General features: G+C 63.3%; 22 protein-coding genes, 1 other RNA gene and 1 pseudogene. 4 read left to right on the forward strand and 20 right to left on the reverse strand.

The window, feature by feature from the left end:
• The first annotated feature begins 35 nt into the window (after positions 1 to 35).
• Positions 36 to 1,472 carry an MFS transporter gene (locus AC3WTO_RS15530; protein ID WP_492461639.1) on the forward strand — a complete coding sequence of 479 codons (1,437 nt, stop codon included), beginning with the start codon at positions 36 to 38 and terminating at the stop codon, positions 1,470 to 1,472.
• A 13-nt stretch (positions 1,473 to 1,485) separates the two neighbouring features.
• Here the strand turns inward: AC3WTO_RS15530 and AC3WTO_RS15535 are convergent, their stop codons facing one another.
• The 14 genes and pseudogenes from AC3WTO_RS15535 to mraZ all read right to left on the reverse strand — a co-directional run bounded on the left by AC3WTO_RS15535 (position 1,486) and on the right by mraZ (position 17,357).
• Entirely contained in the window at positions 1,486 to 2,301 is an 816-nt protein-coding gene (locus tag AC3WTO_RS15535; protein WP_492461640.1) for an amino acid ABC transporter permease, read from the reverse strand.
• A gap of 18 nt (positions 2,302 to 2,319) precedes the next feature.
• Complete coding sequence (locus tag AC3WTO_RS15540) at positions 2,320 to 3,162, reverse strand: transporter substrate-binding domain-containing protein (protein WP_492461641.1); 843 nt, start codon at positions 3,160 to 3,162, stop codon at positions 2,320 to 2,322.
• Between the two features lie 257 nt (positions 3,163 to 3,419).
• A complete protein-coding gene (murB, locus tag AC3WTO_RS15545) occupies positions 3,420 to 4,385 on the reverse strand; it encodes a UDP-N-acetylmuramate dehydrogenase (protein WP_492461642.1) in 966 nt (321 codons plus the stop codon).
• Positions 4,382 to 5,788, reverse strand: a complete 1,407-nt coding sequence (murC, locus tag AC3WTO_RS15550; protein WP_492461643.1) for a UDP-N-acetylmuramate--L-alanine ligase — start codon at positions 5,786 to 5,788, stop codon at positions 4,382 to 4,384. Before murC ends, murB begins: the two co-directional genes overlap by 4 nt.
• Positions 5,785 to 6,912 carry an undecaprenyldiphospho-muramoylpentapeptide beta-N-acetylglucosaminyltransferase gene (gene murG, locus AC3WTO_RS15555; RefSeq protein WP_492461645.1) on the reverse strand — a complete coding sequence of 376 codons (1,128 nt, stop codon included), beginning with the start codon at positions 6,910 to 6,912 and terminating at the stop codon, positions 5,785 to 5,787. Before murG ends, murC begins: the two co-directional genes overlap by 4 nt.
• A gap of 115 nt (positions 6,913 to 7,027) precedes the next feature.
• Positions 7,028 to 8,185: a putative lipid II flippase FtsW gene (gene ftsW, locus AC3WTO_RS15560; protein WP_492461646.1), complete on the reverse strand. Its 1,158-nt coding sequence runs from the start codon at positions 8,183 to 8,185 to the stop codon at positions 7,028 to 7,030.
• Positions 8,185 to 9,585, reverse strand: coding sequence for a UDP-N-acetylmuramoyl-L-alanine--D-glutamate ligase (murD, locus tag AC3WTO_RS15565; RefSeq protein ID WP_492461647.1), 1,401 nt, complete (start codon positions 9,583 to 9,585; stop codon positions 8,185 to 8,187). The genes ftsW and murD overlap by 1 nt, the downstream gene beginning before the upstream one ends.
• A 7-nt stretch (positions 9,586 to 9,592) precedes the next feature.
• Positions 9,593 to 10,675, reverse strand: coding sequence for a phospho-N-acetylmuramoyl-pentapeptide-transferase (mraY, locus tag AC3WTO_RS15570; RefSeq protein WP_024923442.1), 1,083 nt, complete (start codon positions 10,673 to 10,675; stop codon positions 9,593 to 9,595).
• A gap of 22 nt (positions 10,676 to 10,697) precedes the next feature.
• Positions 10,698 to 12,128: a UDP-N-acetylmuramoylalanyl-D-glutamyl-2,6-diaminopimelate--D-alanyl-D-alanine ligase gene (locus AC3WTO_RS15575; RefSeq protein ID WP_492461648.1), complete on the reverse strand. Its 1,431-nt coding sequence runs from the start codon at positions 12,126 to 12,128 to the stop codon at positions 10,698 to 10,700.
• Complete coding sequence (locus AC3WTO_RS15580) at positions 12,125 to 13,573, reverse strand: UDP-N-acetylmuramoyl-L-alanyl-D-glutamate--2,6-diaminopimelate ligase (RefSeq protein WP_492461649.1); 1,449 nt, start codon at positions 13,571 to 13,573, stop codon at positions 12,125 to 12,127. The genes AC3WTO_RS15575 and AC3WTO_RS15580 overlap by 4 nt, the downstream gene beginning before the upstream one ends.
• Before the next feature lie 56 nt (positions 13,574 to 13,629).
• On the reverse strand, positions 13,630 to 15,342 hold the full coding sequence (locus tag AC3WTO_RS15585) for a peptidoglycan D,D-transpeptidase FtsI family protein (RefSeq protein WP_492461650.1): 1,713 nt from the start codon (positions 15,340 to 15,342) through the stop codon (positions 13,630 to 13,632).
• Between the two features lie 161 nt (positions 15,343 to 15,503).
• Positions 15,504 to 15,881, reverse strand: a pseudogene (gene ftsL, locus AC3WTO_RS15590) (cell division protein FtsL); the annotation flags it as partial.
• 4 nt (positions 15,882 to 15,885) lie between these two features.
• Positions 15,886 to 16,902 (reverse strand): 16S rRNA (cytosine(1402)-N(4))-methyltransferase RsmH, encoded by a 1,017-nt coding sequence (rsmH, locus tag AC3WTO_RS15595; protein ID WP_492461651.1) that lies wholly within the window; start codon positions 16,900 to 16,902, stop codon positions 15,886 to 15,888.
• On the reverse strand, positions 16,899 to 17,357 hold the full coding sequence (mraZ, locus tag AC3WTO_RS15600) for a division/cell wall cluster transcriptional repressor MraZ (protein WP_492461652.1): 459 nt from the start codon (positions 17,355 to 17,357) through the stop codon (positions 16,899 to 16,901). The genes rsmH and mraZ overlap by 4 nt, the downstream gene beginning before the upstream one ends.
• Before the next feature lie 415 nt (positions 17,358 to 17,772).
• Between mraZ and AC3WTO_RS15605 the strand changes: the two genes are divergently transcribed.
• Positions 17,773 to 18,882, forward strand: coding sequence for a cystathionine gamma-lyase (locus AC3WTO_RS15605; protein WP_492461653.1), 1,110 nt, complete (start codon positions 17,773 to 17,775; stop codon positions 18,880 to 18,882).
• 217 nt (positions 18,883 to 19,099) lie between these two features.
• Here AC3WTO_RS15605 and rnpB read toward each other — a convergent pair.
• From rnpB to AC3WTO_RS15635, 6 genes are all read right to left on the reverse strand, one after another.
• An RNA gene (gene rnpB, locus AC3WTO_RS15610) (RNase P RNA component class A) lies at positions 19,100 to 19,497 on the reverse strand.
• Positions 19,498 to 19,562: 65 nt separating this feature from the next.
• Positions 19,563 to 20,354, reverse strand: a complete 792-nt coding sequence (locus AC3WTO_RS15615; protein WP_492461654.1) for a lytic transglycosylase domain-containing protein — start codon at positions 20,352 to 20,354, stop codon at positions 19,563 to 19,565.
• Between the two features lie 184 nt (positions 20,355 to 20,538).
• The gene (locus AC3WTO_RS15620; protein WP_492461655.1) at positions 20,539 to 21,303 is read right to left on the reverse strand and encodes an N-acetylmuramoyl-L-alanine amidase; all 765 of its coding nucleotides are present in this window, start codon (positions 21,301 to 21,303) and stop codon (positions 20,539 to 20,541) included.
• Entirely contained in the window at positions 21,300 to 22,019 is a 720-nt protein-coding gene (locus tag AC3WTO_RS15625; RefSeq protein ID WP_129414223.1) for a J domain-containing protein, read from the reverse strand. Before AC3WTO_RS15625 ends, AC3WTO_RS15620 begins: the two co-directional genes overlap by 4 nt.
• 128 nt (positions 22,020 to 22,147) lie before the next feature.
• Positions 22,148 to 22,798: a Vgb family protein gene (locus AC3WTO_RS15630; protein WP_492461656.1), complete on the reverse strand. Its 651-nt coding sequence runs from the start codon at positions 22,796 to 22,798 to the stop codon at positions 22,148 to 22,150.
• A 74-nt stretch (positions 22,799 to 22,872) separates the two neighbouring features.
• Positions 22,873 to 24,093 carry a helix-turn-helix domain-containing protein gene (locus AC3WTO_RS15635; protein WP_492461657.1) on the reverse strand — a complete coding sequence of 407 codons (1,221 nt, stop codon included), beginning with the start codon at positions 24,091 to 24,093 and terminating at the stop codon, positions 22,873 to 22,875.
• Between the two features lie 98 nt (positions 24,094 to 24,191).
• Here AC3WTO_RS15635 and AC3WTO_RS15640 point away from each other — a divergent pair, with 98 nt between their 5' ends.
• Positions 24,192 to 24,947, forward strand: a complete 756-nt coding sequence (locus AC3WTO_RS15640) for a hypothetical protein (protein WP_492461659.1) — start codon at positions 24,192 to 24,194, stop codon at positions 24,945 to 24,947.
• Positions 24,948 to 25,091: 144 nt separating this feature from the next.
• On the forward strand, positions 25,092 to 25,538 hold the full coding sequence (locus tag AC3WTO_RS15645) for an SRPBCC family protein (RefSeq protein WP_492461660.1): 447 nt from the start codon (positions 25,092 to 25,094) through the stop codon (positions 25,536 to 25,538).
• Positions 25,539 to 25,615 lie beyond the last annotated feature (77 nt).

Below are 25,615 nucleotides of genomic sequence, written 5' to 3' on the forward strand. Positions count from 1 at the left end.
CGATCGACAAAGAATCGATACAGGAGATTGTCCCGATGAGTGCGTCAAACGAAGCCCTGATACACGACCCCACCGCTCGAAGCGGAGCACGGCGCGGTGCGACCCTTGCCTTGCTTGCGTTCGCGCAGCTGATCATCGCGCTCGACCTCAACATCGTCTTCGTTGCCCTGCCGGAGATCGGCGCAGGCCTCGGCTTCTCGAACCAGACGTTGCAATGGGTGGTCAGCGTCTACACGGTCTTCACTGGCGGGTTCCTGCTGTTTGGCGGCCGCGCAGCCGATTTGATCGGTCAGCGACGCATGTTCATCTTCGCCTTGTGGCTCTACGCACTGTCTTCGCTGATCGGCGCTCTCGCCTGGGCCCCCGAAGTCATCATCGCAGCGCGCGCGGTCCAGGGCATAGGCGGTGCATTTCTGTTTCCAGCGACGCTCTCGCTGGTCAACCGACTGTTCGATGAAGGCGCGGAACGCAACCGCGCACTCGCGGTCTGGGGCGGTGCCGGCGCCAGCGGCCTGACCATCGGCTCGCTGGCAGGCGGTTTCCTCACCGCCGCATTCGGCTGGCCGTCGGTCTTTTATGTCAACGTGCTGCTTGCCGGCATCGCCATCATCGCGGCCTTTCTGGTCATCCCGCGCGATCCCAGGCAACGTGAAAGCCGCAGCTTTGACCTTGCCGGCGCCCTGACCGTTACGGCCGGAGCGACCTTGCTGGTCTTTGCCCTTGTACAGGGACCGGAATATGGCTGGCTGTCGCCTTCCATCCTCTGGAGTGCGGGGCTCGCGGTCCTGCTGCTCATGGCCTTCGCCATCATCGAAGCAAAGAGCGCCGATCCGTTGATGCCCTTGCGGCTCTTCCGCAACCGCAGCCTGGTGGCAGGCATGACCATCACCTTCCTCTACATGGCGACCTTCGGCACCTTGCCCTATTTCCTCACCGTGTTGTTTCAGAACGTGCAGGGCTATTCCGCACTGGAGACCGGTGTCGCCTTCCTCGTGCCGTCTGTCGCGATCGCCACCGGCACGCAGGTCGGTGCACGCCTGTCGACGCGCTTCTCCAACCGTTCCAGCCTGATCGGCGGCATGGTGATCGGTGCCATGGGCACCGCGCTGATGGTGCCGGCGACAACGCCGGAGAGTTCTTATCTGGCGCTCGCACCCGGCCTGATCGTCTCAGGCATCGGCCAGGGCATCGTCTGGACCGCCATGTGGATCGCCGCCGCCTCCGGCGTGCATCACGATGAACAGGGCGTTGCCTCCGGCATGGCGTCCACCACGCTGAATGTCGGCAACGCCATCGGGCTCGCCGTCCTGATCGCTGTCGCGAACCGGCACATTGGTGGCCTCGGCGGTGAGGCGCTGGGCCTGGCCGTCAGCGAGGGAATGCGGACCGCTTTCTGGATCGCCACCGCCGGCATTGCCCTCAGCGTCCTGGTTGCACTGGTTTCGCAACGAAGGACGCCGAACAACGCCTGAAATCGGAAACGCCTCAGCGGGCGCGGTAGCCCTTGCCGAAATGGCTTTCCAGCCGCGCCTGCACCAGTTCGAACATGATCGACAGGAACCAGTAGATCGCAGCGGCAGTCGTCAGCATCTCGATGTAGCGATAGCTGGCGCGGCCATAGGATTGCGCCACGAACATGATCTCGGTGACACCCATCACCGAGATCAGCGAGGAATCCTTCAACATCGCGATGAACTGCGAACCGGTCGGCGGTATGGCGACACGGATCGCCTGCGGCATCACCACTTTCACCATCAGCTGCCAGGGATGCAGCCCCAGCGCCAGGCCGGCCTCGCGCTGGCCGGCCGGCACCGAAAGAAGCCCGGCGCGGAAGATTTCACTGAGATAGGCGCCGTAATTCAGGGAAAGCGCGATGATGCCGGACGGAATTGCTGCCGGCACCGGTCCGATCTGCGGGATGCCGAGATAGATCAGGAAGATCTGCACCAGCAGCGGCGTACCGCGGAAGAACGAGGTGTAGAAAGTCGAAACCCCGTAGGCGACGGAACTCTTCGACAGGCGCCCAAGCGCCGCCAGCAGGCCCAGCACAACGGAGGCAATGATGGAAAAGAAACAGACATAGAGCGTGAGAACCGCGCCCTGGATGAACCCGGCGCGGCTGAGCGTGAAGCCAGCCAGCGCCGGGAATTTGTCGACGATAAAGGGCACGTCTAGATGAAAGGAGCGAAAGAACTGGACAAACGTCGCAAATAGCACCAGCCAGACGATGGCAACGCGGATACGGAACGCCTTGTCCACCGCGCCGGCACGTGCCTGGCCGGTTGTTTGCTCTGCCGCCACGCCCGACCGCCCCTGTCGTTACTGCTTGGCCGAGATGTCGCGGCCGACCCACTTCTCGGAAATCGTCTTCAGCGTGCCGTCGTCATACATCGCCTTGAAGATTTCCTTGATCTTGGCTTCCCATTCGGCGTCGCCCTTGTCGACGGCAACCCAGAGCGGCTCCGTGAAGAGCGAGTCGTCGACGATCTTGAGCTTGCCTTCCGACTTCTTGACGCGTTCCGCCACCGTCAGATAACCGGCCACCGCTGCATCGAGGCGCTTGCCGTCACCTAGGCCGAGATCCTGGAAGGCAAAATCCTCGGTGTCATAAGGCTTGACCGTCACATCGCCGAACGGAAACTCCGGCTTGACCGGCTCCTTGCCAGGCACCTCGATGACGAGTTCCTTCTGCAGGTACTTCTCGTAAGGCGTGCCGCCTTGCGTGCCGACGTTCTTGCCGCCGAGATCCTTGACGCTCTTGATGGTGGTGTTGTCGGAATTGACCGCAACCACAGCCGGCGCGCCATAATATTCATTGACGAAGGTCAGTACCTTGGCGCGCTCGGCGGTCGGCGACATCGAGCAGATGCAGACGTCCCAGCGGCCCTTCCAGTTGCCGGCCGTGATGATTTCCCACGACGGCGTCTCGACCTTCAGTTCAACGCCAAGGCGCTTGGCGACTTCGCGCGCGATGTCGACGTCGAAGCCGACCACCTCGCCCTTGTCGTCGATGTAGGAGAAAGGCGGATAGGCCTGGTCGGTGACTTCGACCAGGACCTTGTTCTTCATGATACGGTCGAGCGTCTCGCCGGCGTGTGCCGTCGAGATCATGCCGGCCAAAAGGCCGCCCACAACCAGTTTTGCAGCGTTCTTCAATTTCATTGGATGCCTCCCTGCGGCCTCAGCCGACACCTGAAGAGTTTCCGTTGTCGCGGAAACGCTCCAACCCTTGCTCTATGCAATTCCATTACAAGGCCAAGTCAAAGCACAATCATGCTTTGACGGCACTGGTCCAGCCCGTTTGATTGTTCCTCCGGCCGGCTGGTCCAGTCTGGCTTTTGTATAGACGTAAAATGCTTCCCGCCGGACTGCAAGCGCGATCCGATATTCAAGCATCGACATCGGCAGATTGCCGGGATCTACAACAACTGTCCCTGGAATTCCTGCACTTCCCGGCCGGATCGGAAATTGCCGATGCGCTTGATTTCCCAATGCAGCCGGATGCCGGAATGCTCCAGCACACGCTCGCGCACGGTCTCGCCGAGATTTTCCAGGTCGTAACCGGTCGCAGTGCCGGTGTTGATCATGAAATTGCAATGCATCGGCGACATCTGCGCGCCGCCCACCATCAGCCCGCGACAGCCGGCCTTGTCGATTTCCTTCCACGCCGAAGTGCCTTCCGGGTTCTTGAAGGTCGAACCGCCGGTCTTCTCGCGGATCGGCTGCACCGTCTCGCGATGATGCTGCACGGCATCCATCGCTTCCTTGATGGCTGCCTTGTCCTCGGCATAACCCTCGAACAACGCCGAGGTGAAGATCAGCCCCGCCGGTGCCGAGGAATGGCGATAGGCATAACCCATGTCGGCGTTGGACAGCACATGCGCATTGCCCTGGCGATCGAGAGCCCGCACCTCGACGACACGCTCGCGCGTTTCGACGCCGTTTGCGCCGGCATTCATGCGCAACGCGCCGCCGATGGCCCCCGGGATGCCGTGGTAGAAATGAAATCCACCGATGCCCGCCTCGTGCGCCACCGCTGCCACCCGCTTGTCGGGAATGGCAGCGCCTGCCCGGATCTGCGTCGGTGAGACCACCTCGGCCGCACCAAACCCCTTGGCGGAAAGCCGCACGACGAAGCCCTGAATGCCGCCATCACGCACCAGCAGGTTCGAACCGACGCCGACAATGGTGAGCGGAATCTCTTCCGGCACGGCTTTCAGGAAGGCGGCGAGATCGTCCTCGTCGGCAGGCTGGAAAAGCGCATCGGCAAGACCGCCGGCGCGGAACCACGTGATCTTGTCCATCTCGGCATCGGGCGTGACACGGCCACGCAGGCCCGCCAGCTTGTCGCCGAGCTTATCCAGCAGCGCCCCGCCGCGTGTCATGACCCGGCTCCGGCAAGTTCCTTCGGCAAAGCATAGGCCCATTGCGTGATGTTGCCGGCGCCGAGAAAGACGACGAAGTCGCCCGGCTTCGCCAGTCGGCGCACGATTGGCGCCACCTCGGCCGGCCCCTCGATGTAGCGTGCGTCGCGATGACCGCCGGAGCGGATGCGCGACACCAACGCGTCCGACGATGCCCCCTCGATCGGGTCTTCGCCGGCCGTGTAGACCGGCGCCACCATCACCGTGTCGGCGTCGTTGAAACAGGAAGCGAAGTCGTCGAACAGGTCATGCAGGCGCGTGAAGCGGTGCGGCTGGGCGATGGCGATCACCCGCCCCTTGGTCGCATCTCGAGCAGCCTTAAGCACCGCCTTGATCTCGACCGGATGATGGCCGTAGTCGTCGAACACCTCGACGCCGTTCCATGAACCGGTATGCGTGAAGCGGCGCTTAACGCCGCCGAACGCCGACAGCCCCTTCTTGATCGCTTCGGCGGAAATCCCGAGTTCGTTGGCGACCGCGATTGCCGCTGTCGCATTGGAGACGTTGTGACGGCCGGGCATCGGCAGCCGCAGACCCGCGATCACCGTCTCGCCCCCGCCCTTGCGGTTGCGGACAGTGACATCGAAGATCGATACGGCACCGTCCATGCGGTGGTTGGAGAACCGCACATCGGCCTGGGTGTTCTCGCCATAGGTGACGACGCGGCGGTCTTCGATACGCCCAACCAGGGCCTGCACTTCCGGATGGTCGGTGCACATCACGCCAAAACCATAGAACGGGACATTCTCGACGAACTGCCGGAATGCCTCGCGCACCTTGTCGAATGAGCCGTAATGGTCGAGATGCTCGGGATCGATGTTGGTCACCACCGCGATATCGGCCGGCAGCTTCAGGAAGGTGCCGTCGCTTTCGTCGGCCTCCACCACCATCCATTCGCCGTCGCCCATGCGCGCGTTGGTGCCATAGGCGTTGATGATGCCGCCATTGATGACCGTCGGGTCGAGCCCGCCGGCCTCCAGCAGCGTCGCCACCATAGAGGTCGTCGTCGTCTTGCCGTGTGTGCCGCCGATGGCAACGGCCTGGCGGAAGCGCATCAGTTCGGCCAGCATTTCCGCGCGGCGCACGACCGGCAGATTCCTTTCGCGCGCGGCCTTCAGCTCGGGATTGATCTTCTTGATTGCGGTCGAGACCACCACGACTTCGGCCTCGCCAAGGTTCTCGGCCTTGTGGCCGACGAAACACGCGATGCCCTTGTCGCGCAACCGCTGCACATTGGCGCTTTCGGCCTGATCGGAACCCTGAACCTGGTAGCCGAGATTGTGCAGGACCTCGGCGATGCCGCTCATGCCGATGCCGCCGATGCCGATGAAATGCACAAGGCCAATCGTCTGCGGCATCTTCATGCGCGGGTTTCCTTCCTGAATTCTTCTATCGTCTTGCGCGACGCAATAGCCTCTGCGAGGTCGGCGAGCAACCGCGCCGCGTTGGGACGGCCGACCGACTTTGCCGCCGCGGCCATCGTTTCGAGACGTTCGGGGTCTTCCATTGCCGCACTCAGCAGGGCAGCAACCGTTTCCGGCGTGAGCGTCGACTGCGGGTGGACTTCACCGCCACCGGCAGCGGCAAGGGCTGCCGCATTTGCGGCCTGGTCATGGTCAAGCGCATGCGGATAAGGCACCAGCAGCGCCGGTCGCCCGATGACGGCGATCTCGGAAACCGTCGAGGCGCCGGAACGCGAGATCACCAGATGAGCATCGCCCATGCGTTGCGCCATATCGGTGAAGAAAGGCGAGACCTGCGCATCGATGCCGAGCTTTGCGTAGGCATCCTTGACCCGGCCGACATCGTCGGCGCGCGCCTGCTGCGTGATGACCAGCCGTGCGCGCTGGGCATCCGACAACAGCGCCACCGCGGCCGGGACGGCGTCGGAGAAGAACTGCGCGCCCTGGCTGCCGCCAAACACCAGCAGCCGGAAGGGGTCGCTACCGGCCGAAGCGACATAGGGTATCTTGGCGGCCTCCAGCACGGCGGGCCGCACCGGGTTGCCGGTGGTCACCGTTTTGGCGCCGGCAGCGCTGGTGTCTTCCGGCAGAAAGCCACCGGCAATGGCATCGACGCGCGGGGCCAGCGCACGGTTGGCCCGCCCCATGACGGCGTTCTGTTCATGGATGATGGTCGCCACCTTGCGCCGCGTGGCGGCATAAAGCGGCGGCAGCGTCGGATAGCCGCCGAAACCGACGACGACCGCCGGCTTGATGCGGTGTATGACGGCGGAAGCCTGCCGCACACCCTGCCAGATGCGCCACATCGCCCCCAGCAGCGCAATCGGGTTCTTCGAACCGAATGTCGCCGAGCGAATGGTGTGCGCCTCTTTTGATGGAAAATGGTTGGCGTAGCGCGAGGCGCGGTCGTCCGTGGCGAGATGCACCTCCCAGCCCCGCGCGATCAGTTCGTGAGCCAGGGCCTCAGCGGGAAACAGATGCCCGCCGGTGCCGCCGGCCGCCAGTAGAATAGTCCCTTTAGCCATTGTGTTCCGTCGATTTAGGCGATTTCGCAGAATTGTTGCATCGATTTTAGACCAGAGGTTGCACCTACAGATGGTTTGCGATCACCCACAGATGCAATAATTCTTCGAAATCGCCTTATTCCGCCGGCATGAAGCGCTGGTAGCCTTGCACGCCGCCGAGTGTCTTGCGCCGCTCGGGCTTCTTGCGGGTCAGCGCCAGCACCATGCCCATCGAGATGGCGATCGCGATCTGCGAGGAGCCACCGTAGGAGATGAAGGGCAGCGTCATGCCCTTTGCCGGCATCAGTTGCAGGTTCACCGCCATGTTGATGGTCGACTGCAGACCAAAGATGGTGACGAGGCCACCAATGGCATAGCGGGTGAAATCGTCATGTTCCTTGAGCGCGGTGTTGAGGCCGCGCAGCACGATGAAGGCGAAGATGGTCATGATGAAGAAACACATGATCAGGCCGTATTCCTCGCCTGCCACCGAGAACACGAAGTCGGCGTGACTGTCCGGGATGGCGCGCTTGACCGTGCCCTCGCCTGGCCCGACGCCGAGCCAGCCGCCGTTGATCAGCGCTTCCTTGCCCATGTCGACCTGATAGGTATCGCCCTCGCCGGTCAGGAAGCGGTCGATGCGGCCAGCGACGTGCGGCAAGATCGTATAGGCGGCAAACACGCCGGTGATGCCGAGCGCGCCGAGCACCACGATCCACAGCCACGACAGGCCGGCCATGAAGAACATGATGCCCCAGGTGCCGGTGACGAGCATGGTCTGGCCGAAATCGGGCTGCGCCAGCAGCAGGGCGACGACGAGACCCAGCATGATCATCGCCAGAACGTTGCCCGGGATATCGGGATGGCGCTTGTGTTCGGCAAACAGCCAGGCGCACAGGATGACGAAGGCCGGCTTGAGGAATTCGGACGGCTGGATGGAAACGCCGGCAAGCGAGATCCAGCGCCGCGCCCCCTTCACCTCGACGCCGACATAGAGCACCGCCACCATCAGCACCAGCATGATGCACAGCATGACGATGGACATGCGCCTGATCTGCCGGGGCTCGAGGAAGGAGACACCCAGCATCACGCACAGCGCCGGCACGGTGAAGATGATCTGGCGGGTCGCGAAATAGAACGGACCAAGGCCGATGCGCTGCGCAACGGCGGGGCTGGCGGCGAAGGACAGCACGATGCCCAGCCCCATCAGCAGCAGGAACGCTGCCAGGAACCATCGGTCGATGGTCCACCACCAGGTTGCAACCGGGCTTTTGTCGAGACGACTGGCAGCCATTATCGTGCCCCTCCGATGGGTTTCACGCCTTCGATAGCAGCGACGGCTTGCCTGAAGGCTTCGCCGCGAACCTCGAAATTCTTGAACTGGTCGAAGCTGGCGCAGGCCGGCGACAGAAGCACCACTGCTTCGCCGCTCTCGTCCTTGGCTGCCTCGGCGGCGGCGCGCTCGACGGCAGCCGCCAATGTACCCGCGATCTCGTAGGGGACCGCCTCGCCGAGCGTCGCCGAGAAGGCGGGCGCCGCCTCGCCGATCAGGTATGCCTTCGCGATACGCGGGAAGAAGCCGCGCAACGGTTCGATGCCACCTTCCTTGGGCAGCCCGCCGGCGATCCAGTAGACGCGCGGGAAAGCGGAAAGCGCCGGTGCCGCAGCATCGGCATTGGTCGCCTTGGAATCGTTGATGAACAGCACATGGTCCTTGCGGCCGACCTGTTCCATGCGATGCGCCAGGCCGGGGAAGCTTTCCAGTCCCGACTGGATCTCGCCAAGGTCCAGTCCGACCTTCAGGCAGGCGGTCACGGCAGCCAGCGCGTTCTGGGCATTGTGCTGACCGCGCAGTGACCCGATTCCTTCCAGGAAACCGATCCGGCTGTAGCGGCCGTGGACGGCTTCCATCAGATTGGTCCCGTCGGCGAAATAACCGTCGGTCAGCGGCAGCCGCTTCGAGATCCGGACGACATCCTTGCCGGCACGTTCGAGACGGTCGGCTATCTGGACACAGAAACTGTCGTCGACGCCGATGATCGCGGTGTCGCTGCCGGCGACCAGCCGCTCCTTGATCGAGGCGTAGTGATGCACCGTGCCGTGCCGGTCGAGATGATCCGGCGTCAGATTGAGCAGGATACCGGCCGTCGGATTGATCGAAGGCGCCAGGTCGATCTGGTAGGACGAACACTCGACCACATAGTGGCGTCCCGGCACCGGCGGCTCGAGCGTCATCACGGCGCGGCCGATATTGCCGCCCATCTGCGTGTCGCGGCCGGCGGCCTTCAGGATGTGCGCCGTCAGCGCCGTCGTCGTCGACTTGCCGTTGGTGCCGGTGATGGCGATGAACGGCGTGTCGATCTGCGAGCGGTTGCGCTCGCGCACGAACAGCTCGATGTCGCCGATCACCTCGACGCCGGCGACACGCGCCAATTCCACGACCCAATGCGGCTTGGGATGCGTCAGCGGAACACCGGGCGACAGGATCAGGGCCGACATGGTCGGCCAGTCGGCCTGACGAAGATCGCTGGTGGGAACGCCCTGCTCGATGGCCTTGGCGACGCTTTCGGGGTTGTCATCCCAGGCCAGCAGCTCGGCGCCCCCGTCGATCAGCGCGCGCGCGGTGGCGATGCCCGAGCCGCCGAGCCCGAACAGCGAAACCCGTTTGCCTGCGAAGGAAGTGGCCGGGATCATGCAGGTCCTATCGCAGCTTGAGGGTGGAAAGGCCGATCAGCGCCAGTATCACGGCGATGATCCAGAACCGGATGACGACCTGGCTTTCGGTCCAGCCAAGCTTTTCGAAATGATGATGGATCGGCGCCATCAGGAAGACGCGCTTGCCGGTCATCTTGAAGTAGCCGACCTGGATGATGACGGACAGGATCTCCAGCACGAACAGGCCGCCGATGATGGCCATGACGATCTCATGCTTGACCGCAACCGCCACCGTGCCGATCAGGCCGCCGAGCGCGAGCGAACCGGTGTCGCCCATGAAGATCGCCGCCGGCGGCGCATTGAACCACAGGAAGCCGAGGCCCGCGCCGATGACCGCGCCGAGGATTACCGCCAGTTCGCCGGTGCCCGGCACGAAATGGATCTGCAGGTATTCGGCGAACACCGCATTGCCGGACAGATAGGCGATGACGCCGAAGGAAGCCGCCGCGATCATGATCGGCACGATCGCCAGCCCGTCCAGCCCGTCGGTAAGGTTCACCGCGTTGCCCGCGCCCACCACCACGAAAGCGGCGAACGGGATGAAGAAGAAGCCGAGATTGATGATCAGTTCCTTGAAGAACGGAAAGGTCAGCGAGGACGAGAAAGGCGGCTGGCCGCTGCGCATGATGATCCAGGCAGCGATGCCGGCGATGATGAATTCCAGCGCCAGGCGCGCCTTGCCCGAAAAGCCCAGATGCGATTGCTTGGTGACCTTCAGGTAGTCGTCATAGAAGCCGATGGCGCCGAAGCCCAGCGTCACGAACAGCACCACCCAGACATAGATGCTGGTCAGGTTCGCCCACAGCAGCGACGAGCCGATGATGCCGGTCAGGATCATCAGGCCGCCCATGGTCGGGGTGCCGGCCTTCTTGAAGTGCGTCTGCGGTCCATCGGCACGGATCGGCTGGCCCTTGCCCTGGCGTACACGCAGCGAATTGATGATCGTCGGCCCGAAGATGAAGACGATCAGCGCCGCCGTGATCAGCGCGCCGCCGGTGCGGAACGTGATGTAGCGGAAGACGTTGAAGACCGTGACGTGGTCGGCAAAGTCGACGAGAAGCCAGAACATGCGTTTTCGTCCCCCGGACCCTTCAAATTTCCGTTCCGGCGGTATGCGCCGGAAATGTCTTGATCAGCGTATCGACCAGCTTGGCAAAGCCGATGCCCTTGGATGACTTGACCATCACCACGTCGCCCGGGCGCAAGGCGCCGAGCAGCAGCGGCTTCAGGGCCTCGGTTGTCGGCTGGTAGGTGACGTTGGTGCCGGCGGGAAGCGCCTCGGCCAGCGCCTGCATCTCCGGCCCGGCCAGAAGCACCATGTCGGCACCTGACTCCACGACCAGCTCGGCAAGGTCCGCATGCAGCTTCTGCGACTGTGTTCCGAGCTCGAGCATGTCGCCCAGCACAGCGACGCGGCGTCCGCTTCCGGTCACCGGCGTGTCCCTGAGCAGGTTCAGCGCCACCTGCATCGAGGCCGGATTGGCGTTGTAGCTCTCGTCGATCAGCGTGAACGGGCCGTCAGAAAGCGACAACATATGGCGCGCGCCACGGCCGGGTGCGGCGGAAAGATCGGCGAGCGCTTCCGCCACCCGGGTGATCTCGGCGCCGACCAGATGAGCCGCGCCCAGGACGGCCAGCGCATTCTGCGCGATGTGGCGGCCCGGCGCGCCGACCCGCGCAACCAGTTCCTTGCCGGCAATCTTGACGGTGATGATCGAATGGTCGGCCGCGAGCACACAATCGATCATGCGGTAGGTCGAGCGCTGCGCTTCGCCAAAACCGAAGACATGCGCGACGCCCACCTGCCGCGCCAGCTTGGCAAGCAGCGTCGAGCGCGGATCGTCGCGGTTGAGCAGTGCAGCACCTTCCGGCTCCAGCCCCTCGAAGATCTCCGCCTTGGCGCGGGCGATCTCGTCCAGATTGCGGAAGAAGCCGAGATGGGCGGCAGCGATCACGGTGATGATCGCCACATGCGGGCGCACCATCTTCACCAGCGGACGGATCTCGTCCGGATGGTTCATGCCGATTTCGAACACGCCATAGTCGGTGTCCTGCGGCATGCGCGCCAGCGTCAGCGGCACGCCCCAGTGGTTGTTGAACGAAGCCGCCGAAGCGTGCACCTTTCCGACGGCGGAAAGCACGTGGCGCAGCGCCTCCTTGGTCGAGGTCTTGCCGACCGAGCCGGTCACCGCGATGATCCTTGCCTGCGACCGGGCACGCGAGGCGACGCCGAGCTTTTCCAGCGCGACGAGCACGTCCGGCACCACGATCATCGGTGCGGTCAAGCGCCCGAGCGCCGGCAGCTTGCCTTCTGCCACCACCAGCACGCCCGCCCCTGCCTTGATGGCAGCGGTGGCGAAGTCGTGGCCGTCCATCGCATCGCCCTTGATGGCGAAGAAAGCTTCGCCGGGCTGCAGGGAGCGACTGTCGATGGAAATGCCGCTGATACCCTCGGGCATGCTGCCGATCGGGCGACCGTCAACGGCTGCGACAAGGGCGTCGGCGGTCCACAGATGGCTCATGCGGCGCGCTCCCTGAGCGCGGTACGCACTTCCTCATGATCGGAGAACGGCAGCGTCTGCGCCCCCACGGTCTGGCCTTCCTCGTGGCCCTTGCCGGCCACGATCAGCGTGTCGCCGGCATGGAGCATGGCAACGGCCTCTTGGATCGCCTGGCGCCGGTCGCCGATCTCGATGGCGCCGGGCGCCGCGGCCAGGATGGCGGCCCGGATTGCCTCCGGCACTTCCGAGCGCGGGTTATCGTCGGTGACGATGACGACATCGGCCAGCCGCGTGGCGATTTCGCCCATGATCGGGCGCTTGCCGCGGTCGCGGTCGCCGCCGCAGCCGAACACCACCAGAACGCGTCCCGTCGTGAACGGGCGCACGGAAGCCAGCACGTTTTCCAGCGCGTCCGGCTTGTGCGCATAGTCGACATAGACCGGTGCGCCCGCAGCAGTGGTACCGACGAGGTCGAGCCGGCCCGGCGCGCCCTTCAATTTCTCCAGCGCCGGCAAGGCCTTGGCCGCGGGTGTTCCGGTGGCGATGGCCAGGCCGGCGGAAACCAGCGCATTGTAGATCTGGAAATCGCCCGCCAGCGGCAGGTCGATTTCATAGATGGCGCCATCGGCCATGATTTCGGCGCGCTGGCGATGCCGTTCGTGCTCGACGCGCTTGAGTTCGAGGAAATTGCCATGGCGGCCGACGGTCAGCACCGACAGTCCGGCAGCCTTGGCGGCGGCGATCGTCGGCTCAGACCACGGATCATCGGCAAAGATCACGGCTGGCGCGCCCTTGGGCAGAAGCGTGTCGAACAGGCGCAGCTTTGCCCGATGATATTCTTCGACCGTCGGATGGTAGTCCATGTGGTCGCGGCCGAGATTGGTGAAGGCGCCGGCCGCGAGCCTGACCCCGTCCAGGCGGCGCTGGTCGAGGCCGTGGCTGGAGGCTTCCATCGAGGCATGCGTGACACCGGCGTCGGCAAGCTCCTTGAGCAGCCTGTGCAGGGCGACCGGATCCGGGGTCGTCAGCGAGCCGTACTCGTTGCGGCCGGGCGCCACCACGCCGGTGGTACCGATCGATGCAGCGGCGAAACCCGCATGCTCCCAGATCTGGCGCGTGAAGGCCGCAACCGAGGTCTTGCCGCTGGTGCCGGTGACGGCGACCATCGTTTCCGGCTGGCGGCCGAAGAAATGTGCAGCGGCGAGCGCCAGCGCATGCCGAGGGTCGTCAGACAACAGGACGGGCACGCCAAGACCGGAGATATCGGCGCCCTTTACCGCCACGACAGCGCTCGCACCGCGCTTTGCTGCTTCAGCGGCATAAGCCGCGCCGTCGGCCCTGGTGCCGACAAGCGCAAAGAACAGATCGCCTGGCTGCACCTGCCGGGAATCGGACGTGATGCCGGTCACCGCAATGTCGGAGGAAGCCTCGACAGGCAGGATACCGGCTAAATCTCTAAGCTTCATCGATCCCCAGTCTAACAAAACGGCGCGCTTTGGCCGGCGCGCCAAAAAAGAATCACTCAGTAGGACACCAGCGTTGCAGCATTTTCTTGGCCGAAATCTGGCTTCACGCCAAGCATAGGCGCCGCGCGCCGGATAATGTTGGCCACCATCGGCGCGGCATTCGAGCCAGCGGTCGCACCACGGCCCGGCATTTCCGGCTTCGGTTCATCGATGATGGTGAGCACGATGTATTGTGGATCGTCCATGGGGAACGCCGCCACGAAGGCATTGAAGCGCACGTCCTTGGAATAGCGGCCGTTGACGACCTTTTCAGCCGTGCCGGTCTTGCCGCCGACGCGATAGCCGGGAACGCGAGCATTCTTGCCGGAGCCCTTCTCGGCGTTCAGCGTGTAGAGGTAGCGCATGCCCTCGACGGTCTTCTCGCTGACCACGCGCTTGGCGACATCCATCGCCTGGTCGGCGCTGCGGGTCAGGAAAGTCGGCTCGATCAGGAAACCGCCATTCATCAGCGCCGCGCAGCCCACGGCCGTCTGCAGCGGCGTCGTCGATATGCCGTGGCCGAAGGCCGCGGTGATCGAATGCACCTTCTTCCAGACCTTCGGTTCGGTCGGCTTCGCCACTTCAGGCAGCTCGGTCTTCATCTTCTCCAGCACGCCCAGGCGGTGCAGGAATTCCCGGTGACCTTCGATGCCGACGACGTCGGCTTCCTTGGCCGAACCGATGTTGGAGGAGTAGATGAACACTTCCGGCACGCTCAACACGCGCCCCTTGCCGTGGAAGTCGCGAATGGTCTGGCGGCCGATGGTGATGGGCCGTGAAGCGTCGAACTTCGATTCCAGCGTCACCTTGCCGGAATCCAGGGCCATGGCGGTGGTGAAGCTCTTGAAGGTCGAGCCCATTTCATAAAGGCCGGCCGACATGCGGTTCAGGCGGTCCTTGTCCTGGGCATTATAGGGGTTGTTCGGGTCGAAGTCCGGCACCGATGCCATGGCGACCACTTCACCCGTCTTGACATTGAGCACGACGCCGCCGGCAGCGATCGCGTGATATTTCTCCATCGCCTCCGCGACCACGTTGCGTACGATGTGCTGCACGCGCAGGTCGATCGACAGCTTGACCGGCTTCAGATCCTTGGCGACGGCAAGGCCCGACAGCTGCAGATCGGCCAGGCCCTGGTCGTCGATGTATTTCTCCATCCCGGAGATGCCCTGATTGTCGATGTTGGTCAGGCCGACAATGTAGGACGCGGTTTCGCCCGCGGGGTAGAAACGGCGCTTCTCGGTCCGGAAACCGATGCCCGGAACGCCGAGCTGCATGATCTCGGATTGCTGCTTCGGGGTCAGCTGGCGCTGCAGCCAGACGAAACCCGCACCGCTCTTCAGCTTCTTGTAGGTCTGCTCGTAGTCGAGCTCGGGCAGCACCGTTGCCAGCTTCTCGATCGCCTCGTCGGCATCGACGATGTGACGAGGCTCGGCAAACAGCGACGAGGTCTTGATATCGGTCGCCAGCACTTCGCCGTTGCGATCGACGATGTCGGGCCGCGAGGCGGTGACACGGCTGGGCGGCGGACCGGAATCCGTCGGCCCCTGGAAGCCGAACCACACCAGCCTGCCGGTGATCGCGACATAGATGCCGAGGAACACGGCCATCGTCATGACCACGCGGTTGCGTGTCTTGCCACCGGTCGCCTTGCGGGCGCTGTCGACGACGATCGAACCATCCTCGCCGCGCCGCGAGCGTTTCAGGAGCTTGGTGAGCGCACCGATCATTCGTCAGCCCCATCCTCGATCTGTTGCGCGATCTTGTCCACGACCGCGACCTTGGCGTTGCTCGCCACCTTGTCTTTGGCTGTCGGCTTCGGTTTGGCGGCTGCCGCGACCGGCTTCTTCTCGCCAGCTTTTGCCTTGCCGGCGGTCTTCGATTTGTCGGCGGTCGCTACCTTGTCCTTGCCGATCGAAGCAGTCTTTTGCTTGTCGACGCCCGGCGCGGCGCTATCCGCCATGATCTCCTCGATGGTCAGCGGCGGCTTCTCCGGCAATTCGTCCAGCCGCACGATCTGGCGCGCATCGGACGTCTGCAGGCCAAGCTGTTCCTTGTAGAGATCGGAAAGCCGCTGCAGCCGCGATGGCTGCGTCAGCAAGCTCCAGTCGGCCTTGAGCAGGTCGATCTGGTCTTCTTCGGTGCGTATCTGCGCCTGCAGCTTGTAGACCGCGACCTGCTGCACTTCGGCATCGCGCTTGATCTTGTAGGTCATGGCGGCAGCCGAGACCATCACGGCGATCAGGATGATGTCACTGGTACGAAACACGTGCTCACCTCTCGCCCGGCAGGGAGACGCCGGGAAGCTTTGGAAGACCGAACTGGGCAAGATCGCCGGCGCGCGCCGGCGCTTCGGTGCGGACCGCGGCGCGCAGCCTGGCGGAACGCGCGCGCGGATTCGCGGCAAGCTCCGCCTCTCCGGCCGTCACCCCGCCACCCTGCTTGCGGAAGGTTGCGGTGCGCAGCTGCGTCTCCGGCATATGGCGCGAACCCGCCGCCTGCTCCGACCGATCGGCAATGAAACGCTTGATGATGCGGTCCTCGAGCGAATGGAAGCTCACCACGACCAGCCTGCCGCCGGGCTTCAGCACGCGCTCGGCAGCCAGCAGCGCCTTTGCCAGCTCGCCGAGCTCGTCATTGACGAAAATGCGCAATGCCTGGAAGACCCGCGTCGCCGGATGGATCTTGTCGCCCGGCTTGCGGCCGATATGGGTTTCGATGGCATCGGCCAGGTCGAGCGTGCGCTCGAACGGCTTTTTGGCGCGCCGCGCTTCGATCATCCGTGCAATGCGGCCCGAATGGCGCTCTTCGCCGAGAAAACCGAAGATACGGGCAAGGTCGCCCGATTTGAAGGTGTTGACGACATCGGCGGCACTCACGCCGGCCTGCGCCATGCGCATGTCGAGCGGGCCGTCGAAGCGGAAGGAAAAGCCGCGCTCGGCCTGGTCGAGCTGCATGGAAGAAACGCCGATGTCGAGCACGACGCCGTCGGCCATCTCGGCATGCTGATCCAGCGTCGAGAACGGTGCGTGCACCAGCCTCAGCCGTCCGCCGGTTTCCTGTTCCAGTGCCTTGCCCGCGGCAATGGCATCCGGGTCGCGGTCGACGCCGATGACGGATGCACCACTCTCCAGGATCGCCTTGCTGTAGCCGCCGGCGCCAAAGGTGCCGTCGATGATGATATTGCCTGGCTGCGGCGCAAGCGCTTCCAGAACCTCGGCGAGGAGGACCGGAATGTGGCGGACCGGTCCGCCATCGGCGTGGAGATCATCGCCGTGGCCCACCGTCATTCCGGTCGCTCCCCTGGCTTCGTCCCCTGCCGAAGATGCAACAGCCTGGCTCGCGCCGCCGCCCCATAGGCGGCCAGCCGTGCCGGCTCCCAGATCTGGAAAAAACTGCCCCTCCCCACGAAGGCCACTTCGGTTGTTATTCCGGTATGCTCGCGAATAAAATCGGTCAACGTGACGCGCCCATCCTGATCCAGCTTCAGGAAAGTGCCGTCGCCGTGGCAGAAGAAGGACATGTCGTCCGTCGTCTGCAGGAACGGATCCTCCTGCGCTATGCGTTGCTCGTAGCGGTCGAGCAGATCCAGCCCGCCGACATCCATCGCCGCCTGGTCCAGGCAGCGCAGCGCGTAAAGTTCCGCATAGCCCCGCTTCTGCAGCACGGTGCGAAAATGCGCCGGCACGGAGACGCGCCCCTTGGCGTCGATCCTGTTCACCGCATTTGACAGAAAACGGTCCATGACGCGTCGCGGCAGCCTGCGCCACCGCACCCTCCGACTTCCTCGTAACCATGCCGCCGCGGCACGATCCCTTCACCAGCCCCCATGGCTCGAACGGAGCGAAAATCGACGAACGCACAGCCGCCGTGACCGGCCGTTCGGCGCACGCTTCACCCTGACACGAAACGAAGGCTTGATTAACGAAATGGGATATCATGGGGTATCATGGGCGTCAACGGGAACAGGCTTCACAGACCCCTTCGAAGGTGAGATTGCGGGCACTGCCTTGTTTATCCTCCATTAAGCCTAACGAAGTGTTTAAGAGCGGCTTGGCTCTTGCCCCGGTCAGCCGCTGGACCTAGCCTCATAAATGCTCCCAGGAGCATGCTTATTGCAGCCCGCAAGCTCTTCTCCGCAGCCCTTTCCGGGATTCGCCATGTCCGAAACAGCCTCTTCCCGCGCCGCCGGGCTTCTTCATTTGAGACGCGAGGGCCTCGCCAGGGGCGACGCCATCCCCTTGCCGCTGACCATGGCATCGATCTTCCACGCACCCGGGGATTCGACTGGCTTCCATCAGTATGGCCGCTTTTCCAATCCGACATGGGATGGGACGGAGGAGATGCTGTCGCGTCTGGAAAACGCGCCGGTGCACGCCTTCCCCTCGGGCATGGCGGCGATTTCCGCGGTGTTTTTCGCGCTCTTGAAGGCAGGCGACCGTATTCTTCTGCCGTCCGACGGCTACCACACCACGCGTATCCTGGCCGACCGCTTCCTTGGAGCGTTCGGCGTGAGCTTCGACACCAGGCCGACCGCTTCGTTCCTCGACGGTGGCTTCGATGGCTATCGGCTGGTCTTTGTCGAAAGCCCGTCCAATCCAACGCTCGACATTTGCGATATCACCGCCGCCGCCGAGGCGATTCACAAGGCCGGCGGATTGCTGGTCGTCGACAACACCACGATGACGCCGTTCGGCCAGCGCCCGCTCGACTTGGGCGCCGACATCGTCGTCGCCGCCGACACCAAGGCGCCGAACGGCCATTCCGATGTGCTGGCGGGTCATGTCGCCAGCCGCAACGCCGACGTCATGGCGGCCGTACGGGAATGGCGCACCACGTCGGGCAGCATTCCAAGCCCGTTCGATGCATGGCTGCTGCATCGTGGCCTGGAAACGCTCGAGGTCCGCTTCGACCGCATGTGCAACACCGCCGAACTCCTTGCGCCGCGCATCAAGGCACACCCTGCCGTCAAGTCGCTCCGCTTCCCCGGACTTCAGGGCGATCCCTCGCACAATCTTGCCAGCAGCCAGATGGAGCGCTTCGGGTTCCTGATCAGCTTCGTGCTGGAGTCCGAGGACCAGGCCGAAGCGTTCATCAATCGATGTGAGTTGATGGCGGCAGCCACGTCCTTCGGCGGCGTGCACACCTCTGCCGAACGTCGCACCAAGCGCGGCGATGCCGTGCCGCCGGGTTTCGTGCGGCTGGCAATCGGCTGCGAGCCGGCGGAGGAGCTGTGGGGAGCAATCAAGGCGTCGTTGGATAGCCTCTAGCGCATGACCCCGAAAATCGGAATCGATTTTCGGAAAGGATCATGCGCCCAGTAAAAGTGTTAGAGCGTCCTTTGCGCGTCCGAAAGGACGCGCGGCGCTCTAGCTCTGACGGCTCTCCGGTTTCACGCGCCGCAGGATCGCGGGCTGCGCCGGGGCGTGGCAACGACTTGAATCAGACTCCACGCCGATGGCGCGAAGCTGCTGAATTGTAAATAAAAATGCCAGCCGGCCTGTAAGCCGGGTTCTGTATGGCCCCCGCCCCTTGCGGAACGGGAACGTGGCGGCCATTCATCTTGGGCGCATGTTGCCATACGCCTCACGCAACCTACCCGGGCGGTGGACCGGAAACAGCCCTGAGGGTTTCCCCTCGTACCGCCCCTATTCGGTTTTGCTCCCGGTGGGGTTTGCCTTGCCGCTTCCGTTACCGGCCGCGCGGTGGGCTCTTACCCCACCCTTTCACCCTTACCGCGGAGAACCGCGGCGGTTTGCTTTCTGTGGCACTTTCCCTGGGGTCGCCCCCGCCGGCCGTTAGCCGGCACCGTGTCTCCATGGAGCCCGGACTTTCCTCACCCGCAGCCTTTCGACTCTCGCTGGTGCGGCCGCCCGGCCGGCTGGCAGGCGTATAAAGGCGTTCACGACCAAAAAGGCAAGAGCAAGCTGGTCGGCCTTTTTCAGTCCGGTTAACCGGCGCTGCCGATCTGTGCCACCACCTTGCGACAGTAAGCCGACGAGGTCGGGTTCATACGCTTGGCGCCATGGCCGGCATTGTATTTGAGGATGGTGCCGCACGTCGTGCCGCCACCGAGCTCGCGGGCCATTCCGAGATACTTCATGCCGTATTTGATGTTGGTCTCGGGATTGTGCAGGCCTTTGGCCGAGCCGCTGTAACCCATCATGCGCGCCGTGGCCGGCTTGATCTGCATCAGGCCGATCTCGCCGGCGCGGCCGACCATACCTGGCTGATAGTTGCTTTCGACCTTGATCACCGCATGCGCCAGCGACACCGGCACGCCATAGGCTGCGGCGTAACGCGAAACGATGGTGGAATAGCGGGAACCTGCGCCGGAGATACTGGGCTTGATGGCGCCAGGCGTGATCGATGCGGTGGTCATGGTATCGTAGATCACCTTGGTCTTCGCCTTGGCCATCTTCGCGCCCTTGCCAGCCTTGGCGTTCTTTGCTGCCTTGGCATTTGTTGCGGCCTCGGCGTCTTTCGAACAGCCGAACAGATATGGGCAAGGTTCGGACCTGATGTTTGCGGCGCTGGCCACCGAAGCCTTCGCCCGCTTGCCGGCTTTCACGGTTTTCGTGACTTTGGTCGTCTTCTTGGCCGGCGTAGTGGCCGCAGCCTGCTTCACGACCGGAGTACCCCAGTCTGCTCTCAGACTGGCGGCTGAACTTTCCTGCGAAGCAAAGGCAAAAGAAATCACGCCGGCAGCAACAGCTGCCGCTACAATGAACGGTTTCTGCATGTGGTCCTGTTTTTCTTGGCCGCGTGAAGAACTTCGCGCAGCATCCTTTAATGAATGCCGGACTAGACTGAAGCCTGTCCTGCATCGGTGTGGATTTGCGTTTGAAACCGGATTTGGCGGCAATGAAGGCCGCACAATTCAATTCATGTTAAAGAATGTAATATTAAACGGCGAACTGAAATACTCAGTCGAGACTTGCCGTGACGGAAGCAACAAGGCGTCGCAACGTCCTGATTGTCGACCCGTCCGCTATTCCGTCAACCAGCCGTGGCCGGAAATGCCGCTGGAAGGCTTCCACGACGATACGTGTCAGCGGATCGAAAACGCCGGTGATTTCAACGCCGTAACCGTAGAGCGCGAGCAGCGACTGCAATTCCTCGACGTTTTGTCCCGCGTCGCCTTCCTGCAGAAACGGCCCTCGCCGGATCGGCGATGCAGGCACCAGATGACCGACGCCGGCAGCATGCAGCGTCGTCCATGGAAATTTTTCGCCCGGATCTACCTTGCGACCGGGTGCCACATCCGAATGGGCCAGAATCCGCTCGGACACGATATCGTGACGAGCCGTGATATCGGCAGTGAGCGCAATCACCGCCTCGATTTGGCGCTTCGGGAATGCCCTGTAACCCAGCGTATGGCCTGGATTGACGATCTCGATGCCGACGGAGGCCGAATTGAGGTCGGTATGGCCGCGCCATGAACTCTTGCCGGCGTGCCAGGCCCTGTCGCTCTCGCGCACCATCTGCACGATGCGGCCGTCCTCATGCACGAGATAGTGCGCGGAGACCTCGCTGGCAGGATTGCACAGCCACGCTTCGGCGCCTGCACCTGTTTCCATGCCGGTATAGTGCAGAACGACCATGTCGGGATGGAATGGCCCGCGACGCGGCCCGAAATTCGGCGATACCCTGACCTCGGCTCCAGCGTGATCGGGCGAAAAGCCACTCATGCCGGCGCGAGATCCCGTTCGATCATCTCATATGCGGCATTGATCGCGGCAACACGCGTCGTGGCGATCTTGATGAACTCCTGCGGCAGGCCACGCGCGATGACCTTGTCCGGGTGGTTCTCGGCGACCAGCTTGCGATACCGCTTCTTCACCTCATCGAAGGGCCGTCCGCGCTCTATGCCGAGCACGACATAGGGATCGTCCGCCCCCAGGTGCACGTGGCGGGCCAGGATCGTCTTGTAATGGGATTCCTCGATCCGGAAAATCTCGGACACCCGGTGCAGGAACTGGCCTTCCCGCTCGTGCAGCACGCCATCGGCCGTCGCGATGTGGAACAATCCGTCGAGGATGTCTTCCAGCATCATGCAGTTGGCATGACCGGAACCGCACAGGTTTGCCAGCTTTTCAGCGTAGGACTCGAACCCGGCGACATCCTGCTTCGCCAGGTCGTACAGCCGCGCGACGTTGTGCGTTTCTTCCGGCGGCACCTCGAAGATTTCGCGAAAGGCGCGAATCTCGTCCTGCGTGACCACGCCGTCAGCCTTCGCCATTTTGGCGGAAAGGGCGATCATCGCGACCGAGAATGAGACGCGGCGGCGCAGTTCGGCATCGCCGGAAAAGACCGTGCGCACTGCCTCGACCACCTCGGCGATGCCGGCCGAGGCGGAGGCTGAAACGCGGGCGATGAAATCGCCGATACGATCCCAAATCGACATGTGCCCCTCTTAGAACCAAGCACGTGGCGCTATCAAGGCACGATCGCGCTTATGCGTTGGTACTGAACCCAATCGGCAACGCGGATTGGTTCCAACAGAAACGGGCAGGAAGTCGAAAGGTTGCGCAGTCAGGCTGGCTGTGCCGCAATGTCGCGCCTGGGCCGGCGCACGGCCCTGACCTTGCCGCTGTTGCCGCCACCACAGAAGAAGGTGTCGGCGCCATCGGATTCGAGACCGGAAACGGCAGTTCCGTCCGGCATCGTCAGCTCTTCCAGGACTTCCCCGGTCAACGGGTCGATCCGCCGCAATTCGCTCTCATCGCCCTGCCATGTCCCATGCCACAGCTCGCCATCCACCCAGGTCACACCGGTGACGAAGCGGTTGGAATCGATGGAACGAATGATCCTGCCGGTCTCGGGGTCGATCTGGTGGATTTTCTGGGCGCGATACTCACCGACCCAGAGAGAGCCTTCTGCCCAAGCCATCCCGGAATCGCCGCCATTGCCGGGCGCCGGGATCGTGGCAAGCACCTTGCCTGTCTTCGGATCGATCTTGTGGATCTGGCTTTCGGCGATCTGATAGATGTTTTCGCCGTCGAATGCGGTACCGGCATGAGCCACAATGTCTATCGAGCGAACCGGCTCGCCGCTCTTGGGATCAAGCGCATTCAGCTTGTCGCCGGTGGCAAACCAGACATTTTCGCCATCAAAGGTCACGCCATGCACATCACCCGAAAACGGGCCATATTCGCGAAGAATCTCGGCTGTGGTGGGTTTCATCGTCGTCTTCCGAAATAGAGGGTGGAGCCGGACACGCCAATAACAAGCCACCGGCAGCGGTCGTCGGCAAGACCCTAGCCGCTTGGCAGCGGTCCCGGGAGTAACAAGGTTGTCGGGAAGCCGGGCACCGGTGGCGTCACCCAGCGCAGGGCCCGTCCCTTGCCGAAGGATTGTACCTTGCCGGTGGCCGAAAGCTGCTCCAGCGCGCGCTGAACCGTGCGCGGGCTGGCATCCAGGGCGATTGCCAGCGCCGAACTCGACCAAGCCTCGCCGTCTGCGAGAAACGCCAGCACCGCCCCATGCTCCTCTTCCACCAGCGGAGCAAGCACCATGACGTCACCGCGCCGCCGTGGTGCCAGTTTGAACCCTTCCCCCGTGGCGCTGATGTCGGCCAGGCCGCGCAGCTCGGCGCGCAGGCGCCCTATTTCCACCCGCAGCCGCGCCCGATGCGATTCATCGGCATGTTTGGCACCAAAGGCGCGCGCCAGGAGCCGTTCGCGCGATACGTCGCCGGGCCACGCCTCGGCAAGCGCACGCGCCAGCGCAAACAGCACCGGACGTGTTGCCAGCGAAACCACCACATTGCCGGCACGCACGACGTTGCGACAGGCATCCACAACGAACGTCCCTGTGGTGAACAGCTCCTCCACCTCTTCAAGCAGCAAGGGACGAGCCTTGCCTTTGAAAATCAGGCGCGCTGCCGGCGTGTCGATGACCAGCGCGGCACTTTCCACCTCTGTCCCCAGCGCCGGGATACCGGCCTGCTGGGCAGCCTGCCAGGCGCGCATCAGCGCCTTGCGCGCCTCCCTGAGGCGCAGGCGCCGGATGGCGATGCCTGCCATCGCCAGCTGAAGCGCACTGCGCAATGGCGGCGGCAATGGCGCGGGATCGAGATCAGCGATCAAGCTTTCCGCCTCGTCGAGACGACCGATGAGCAGCAGGCGCCGGATTTCGAGCGTACGCGCATGTGCTGCATTGGCATGGTCGCCATGCGCTTCAAGCGTGGCGCGAGCAGCATCGAGCGTCTTGGCCGGCCAGGCGAGATCACGCGAAACGAGCGCGATTTCCGCTTCGGCGACGATGCACCTGGCCCGCGCCACCGCTTCTTTCGGGCCGAAGGCGCGCGCTGCGCTCTTCAAAAGCGCCTTGGCGCGAATGAGATCGCCAAGTTGCGCCATGGCGATGCCACGCAATGCAAGCGCCGCCGCGTCATCGCGCAGGGCGACCCGCTTTAACGCGCCGAGAGGATCGCCCCGGGCAAGCGCCTGCCCGGCTGCCGTGATCAGCGAGTCCATCGAAATCCCGTCACACTTGTCACTCTCGCCATCCGGTATCCGTCCCTAACCTCTGCTCGACGGTCAGCCAGTTGACCATATCGGGAAGGAACAAAGCCATGAAAATCCAACGAGGCAGCACGCTGGTCGCTTGCGTTGTCACCATGCTGGTGGCAACGGCTGCGGCCAGCCCGGCCGAAACGACGCTCGACCGCATGCCTGCCGACCTTGAAACCAGGCTGGCGCTCAGCGCCGCTCCATCGGCACTGCGCAATGATGCGAGCGTCTATCTGCTCGACCCGGCAAAGGGATACCAGCTCTCCAGGCAAGGGAGCAGCGGCATCACCTGCATCGTCGAACGCACGAGCTGGGATCTCAGTGACTTCCGCAACGACATCTATATTCCGCTTTGTTACGACGCGGCGGGCAGCAGGACTTATCTTCAGCACATCATGCAAGCGGCGGCATTGCGCGCCAACGGCATGGACGCCGCCGCCCTCGCCGCCGAATATCAGAAACGTTATCGCGACAAGACCTTCAGGGTTCCGGAAAAACCGGGTGTCTCCTACATGGTTGCACCAATCATGCGCACCATCGGCCCGCCGGACATGAAGGTGCATACCATGGCGATGCCGCATGTGATGTTTTACGCACCTGGCGTCACCAATGACGACCTCGGCGCCAGGCCCGACCTCGCCGACTACACCAGCCTGCTCAACCCGTTCATCGACAGGCAGGGCGCATCCGAGCACAGCTATATCATCCAGCTTGTCGGCGAAGCCGAGAAGGCAAGGATCCTCGCTGACCAGAAAGCGCTGCTCGACGACCTCTGCGCCTACCGCGACGTCCTTTGCCTGAAGCATGCCAACCACTGAGACGGATTTGCTGCGCCGGCTCGGGGAAATCCCGACACACTTGTCACTCTCATCCTCAGCTTCCCCGCAGCTACCTTGTCCACCGACACCAACGACCCGCCGCACCGATCATGAGATCGACGGCATCGAAAAGAGGAATGTGCAATGACGACGCGCGATTTCACCACCACGATCCTGGTAGACCAATCCGCAAAAGCTGCTTTCGACGCGATCAACAGCCCGCGCGACTGGTGGGGCAAGGAGATCGAGGGCTCTACCAACATCCTCGATGGCGAATGGACCTATCGTTACAAGGATATGCATTTTTCCAGGCACAGGACGACGGAACTGGTCCCCGAACGCAAGGTGGTATGGCACGTCGTCGATTCGACGATGAGCTTCCTCAAAGACAAGGAAGAATGGAAAGACACGAAGATCGTGTTCGAGATCGCCAGTAAAGGCGACAAGACGGAAATCCGCTTTACTCACGCCGGTCTGGTCCCCGAGGTCGAGTGTTTCGACATCTGCAGGGACGCTTGGAGTGGCTTGATCCACGATAGTCTTCGGGAACTGATCGAAACCGGCCACGGACAGCCCGACACGGTTGAATGATTTGGCGGCGGATCGGTGGACATTCCCACCGCTTCCACCCAGCCGACAGCCGCTGAAGGCTGTCGTTCCGTTGACCT

The sequence above is a fragment of the Mesorhizobium sp. EU05-FHT14A09 genome, assembly GCF_058790995.1.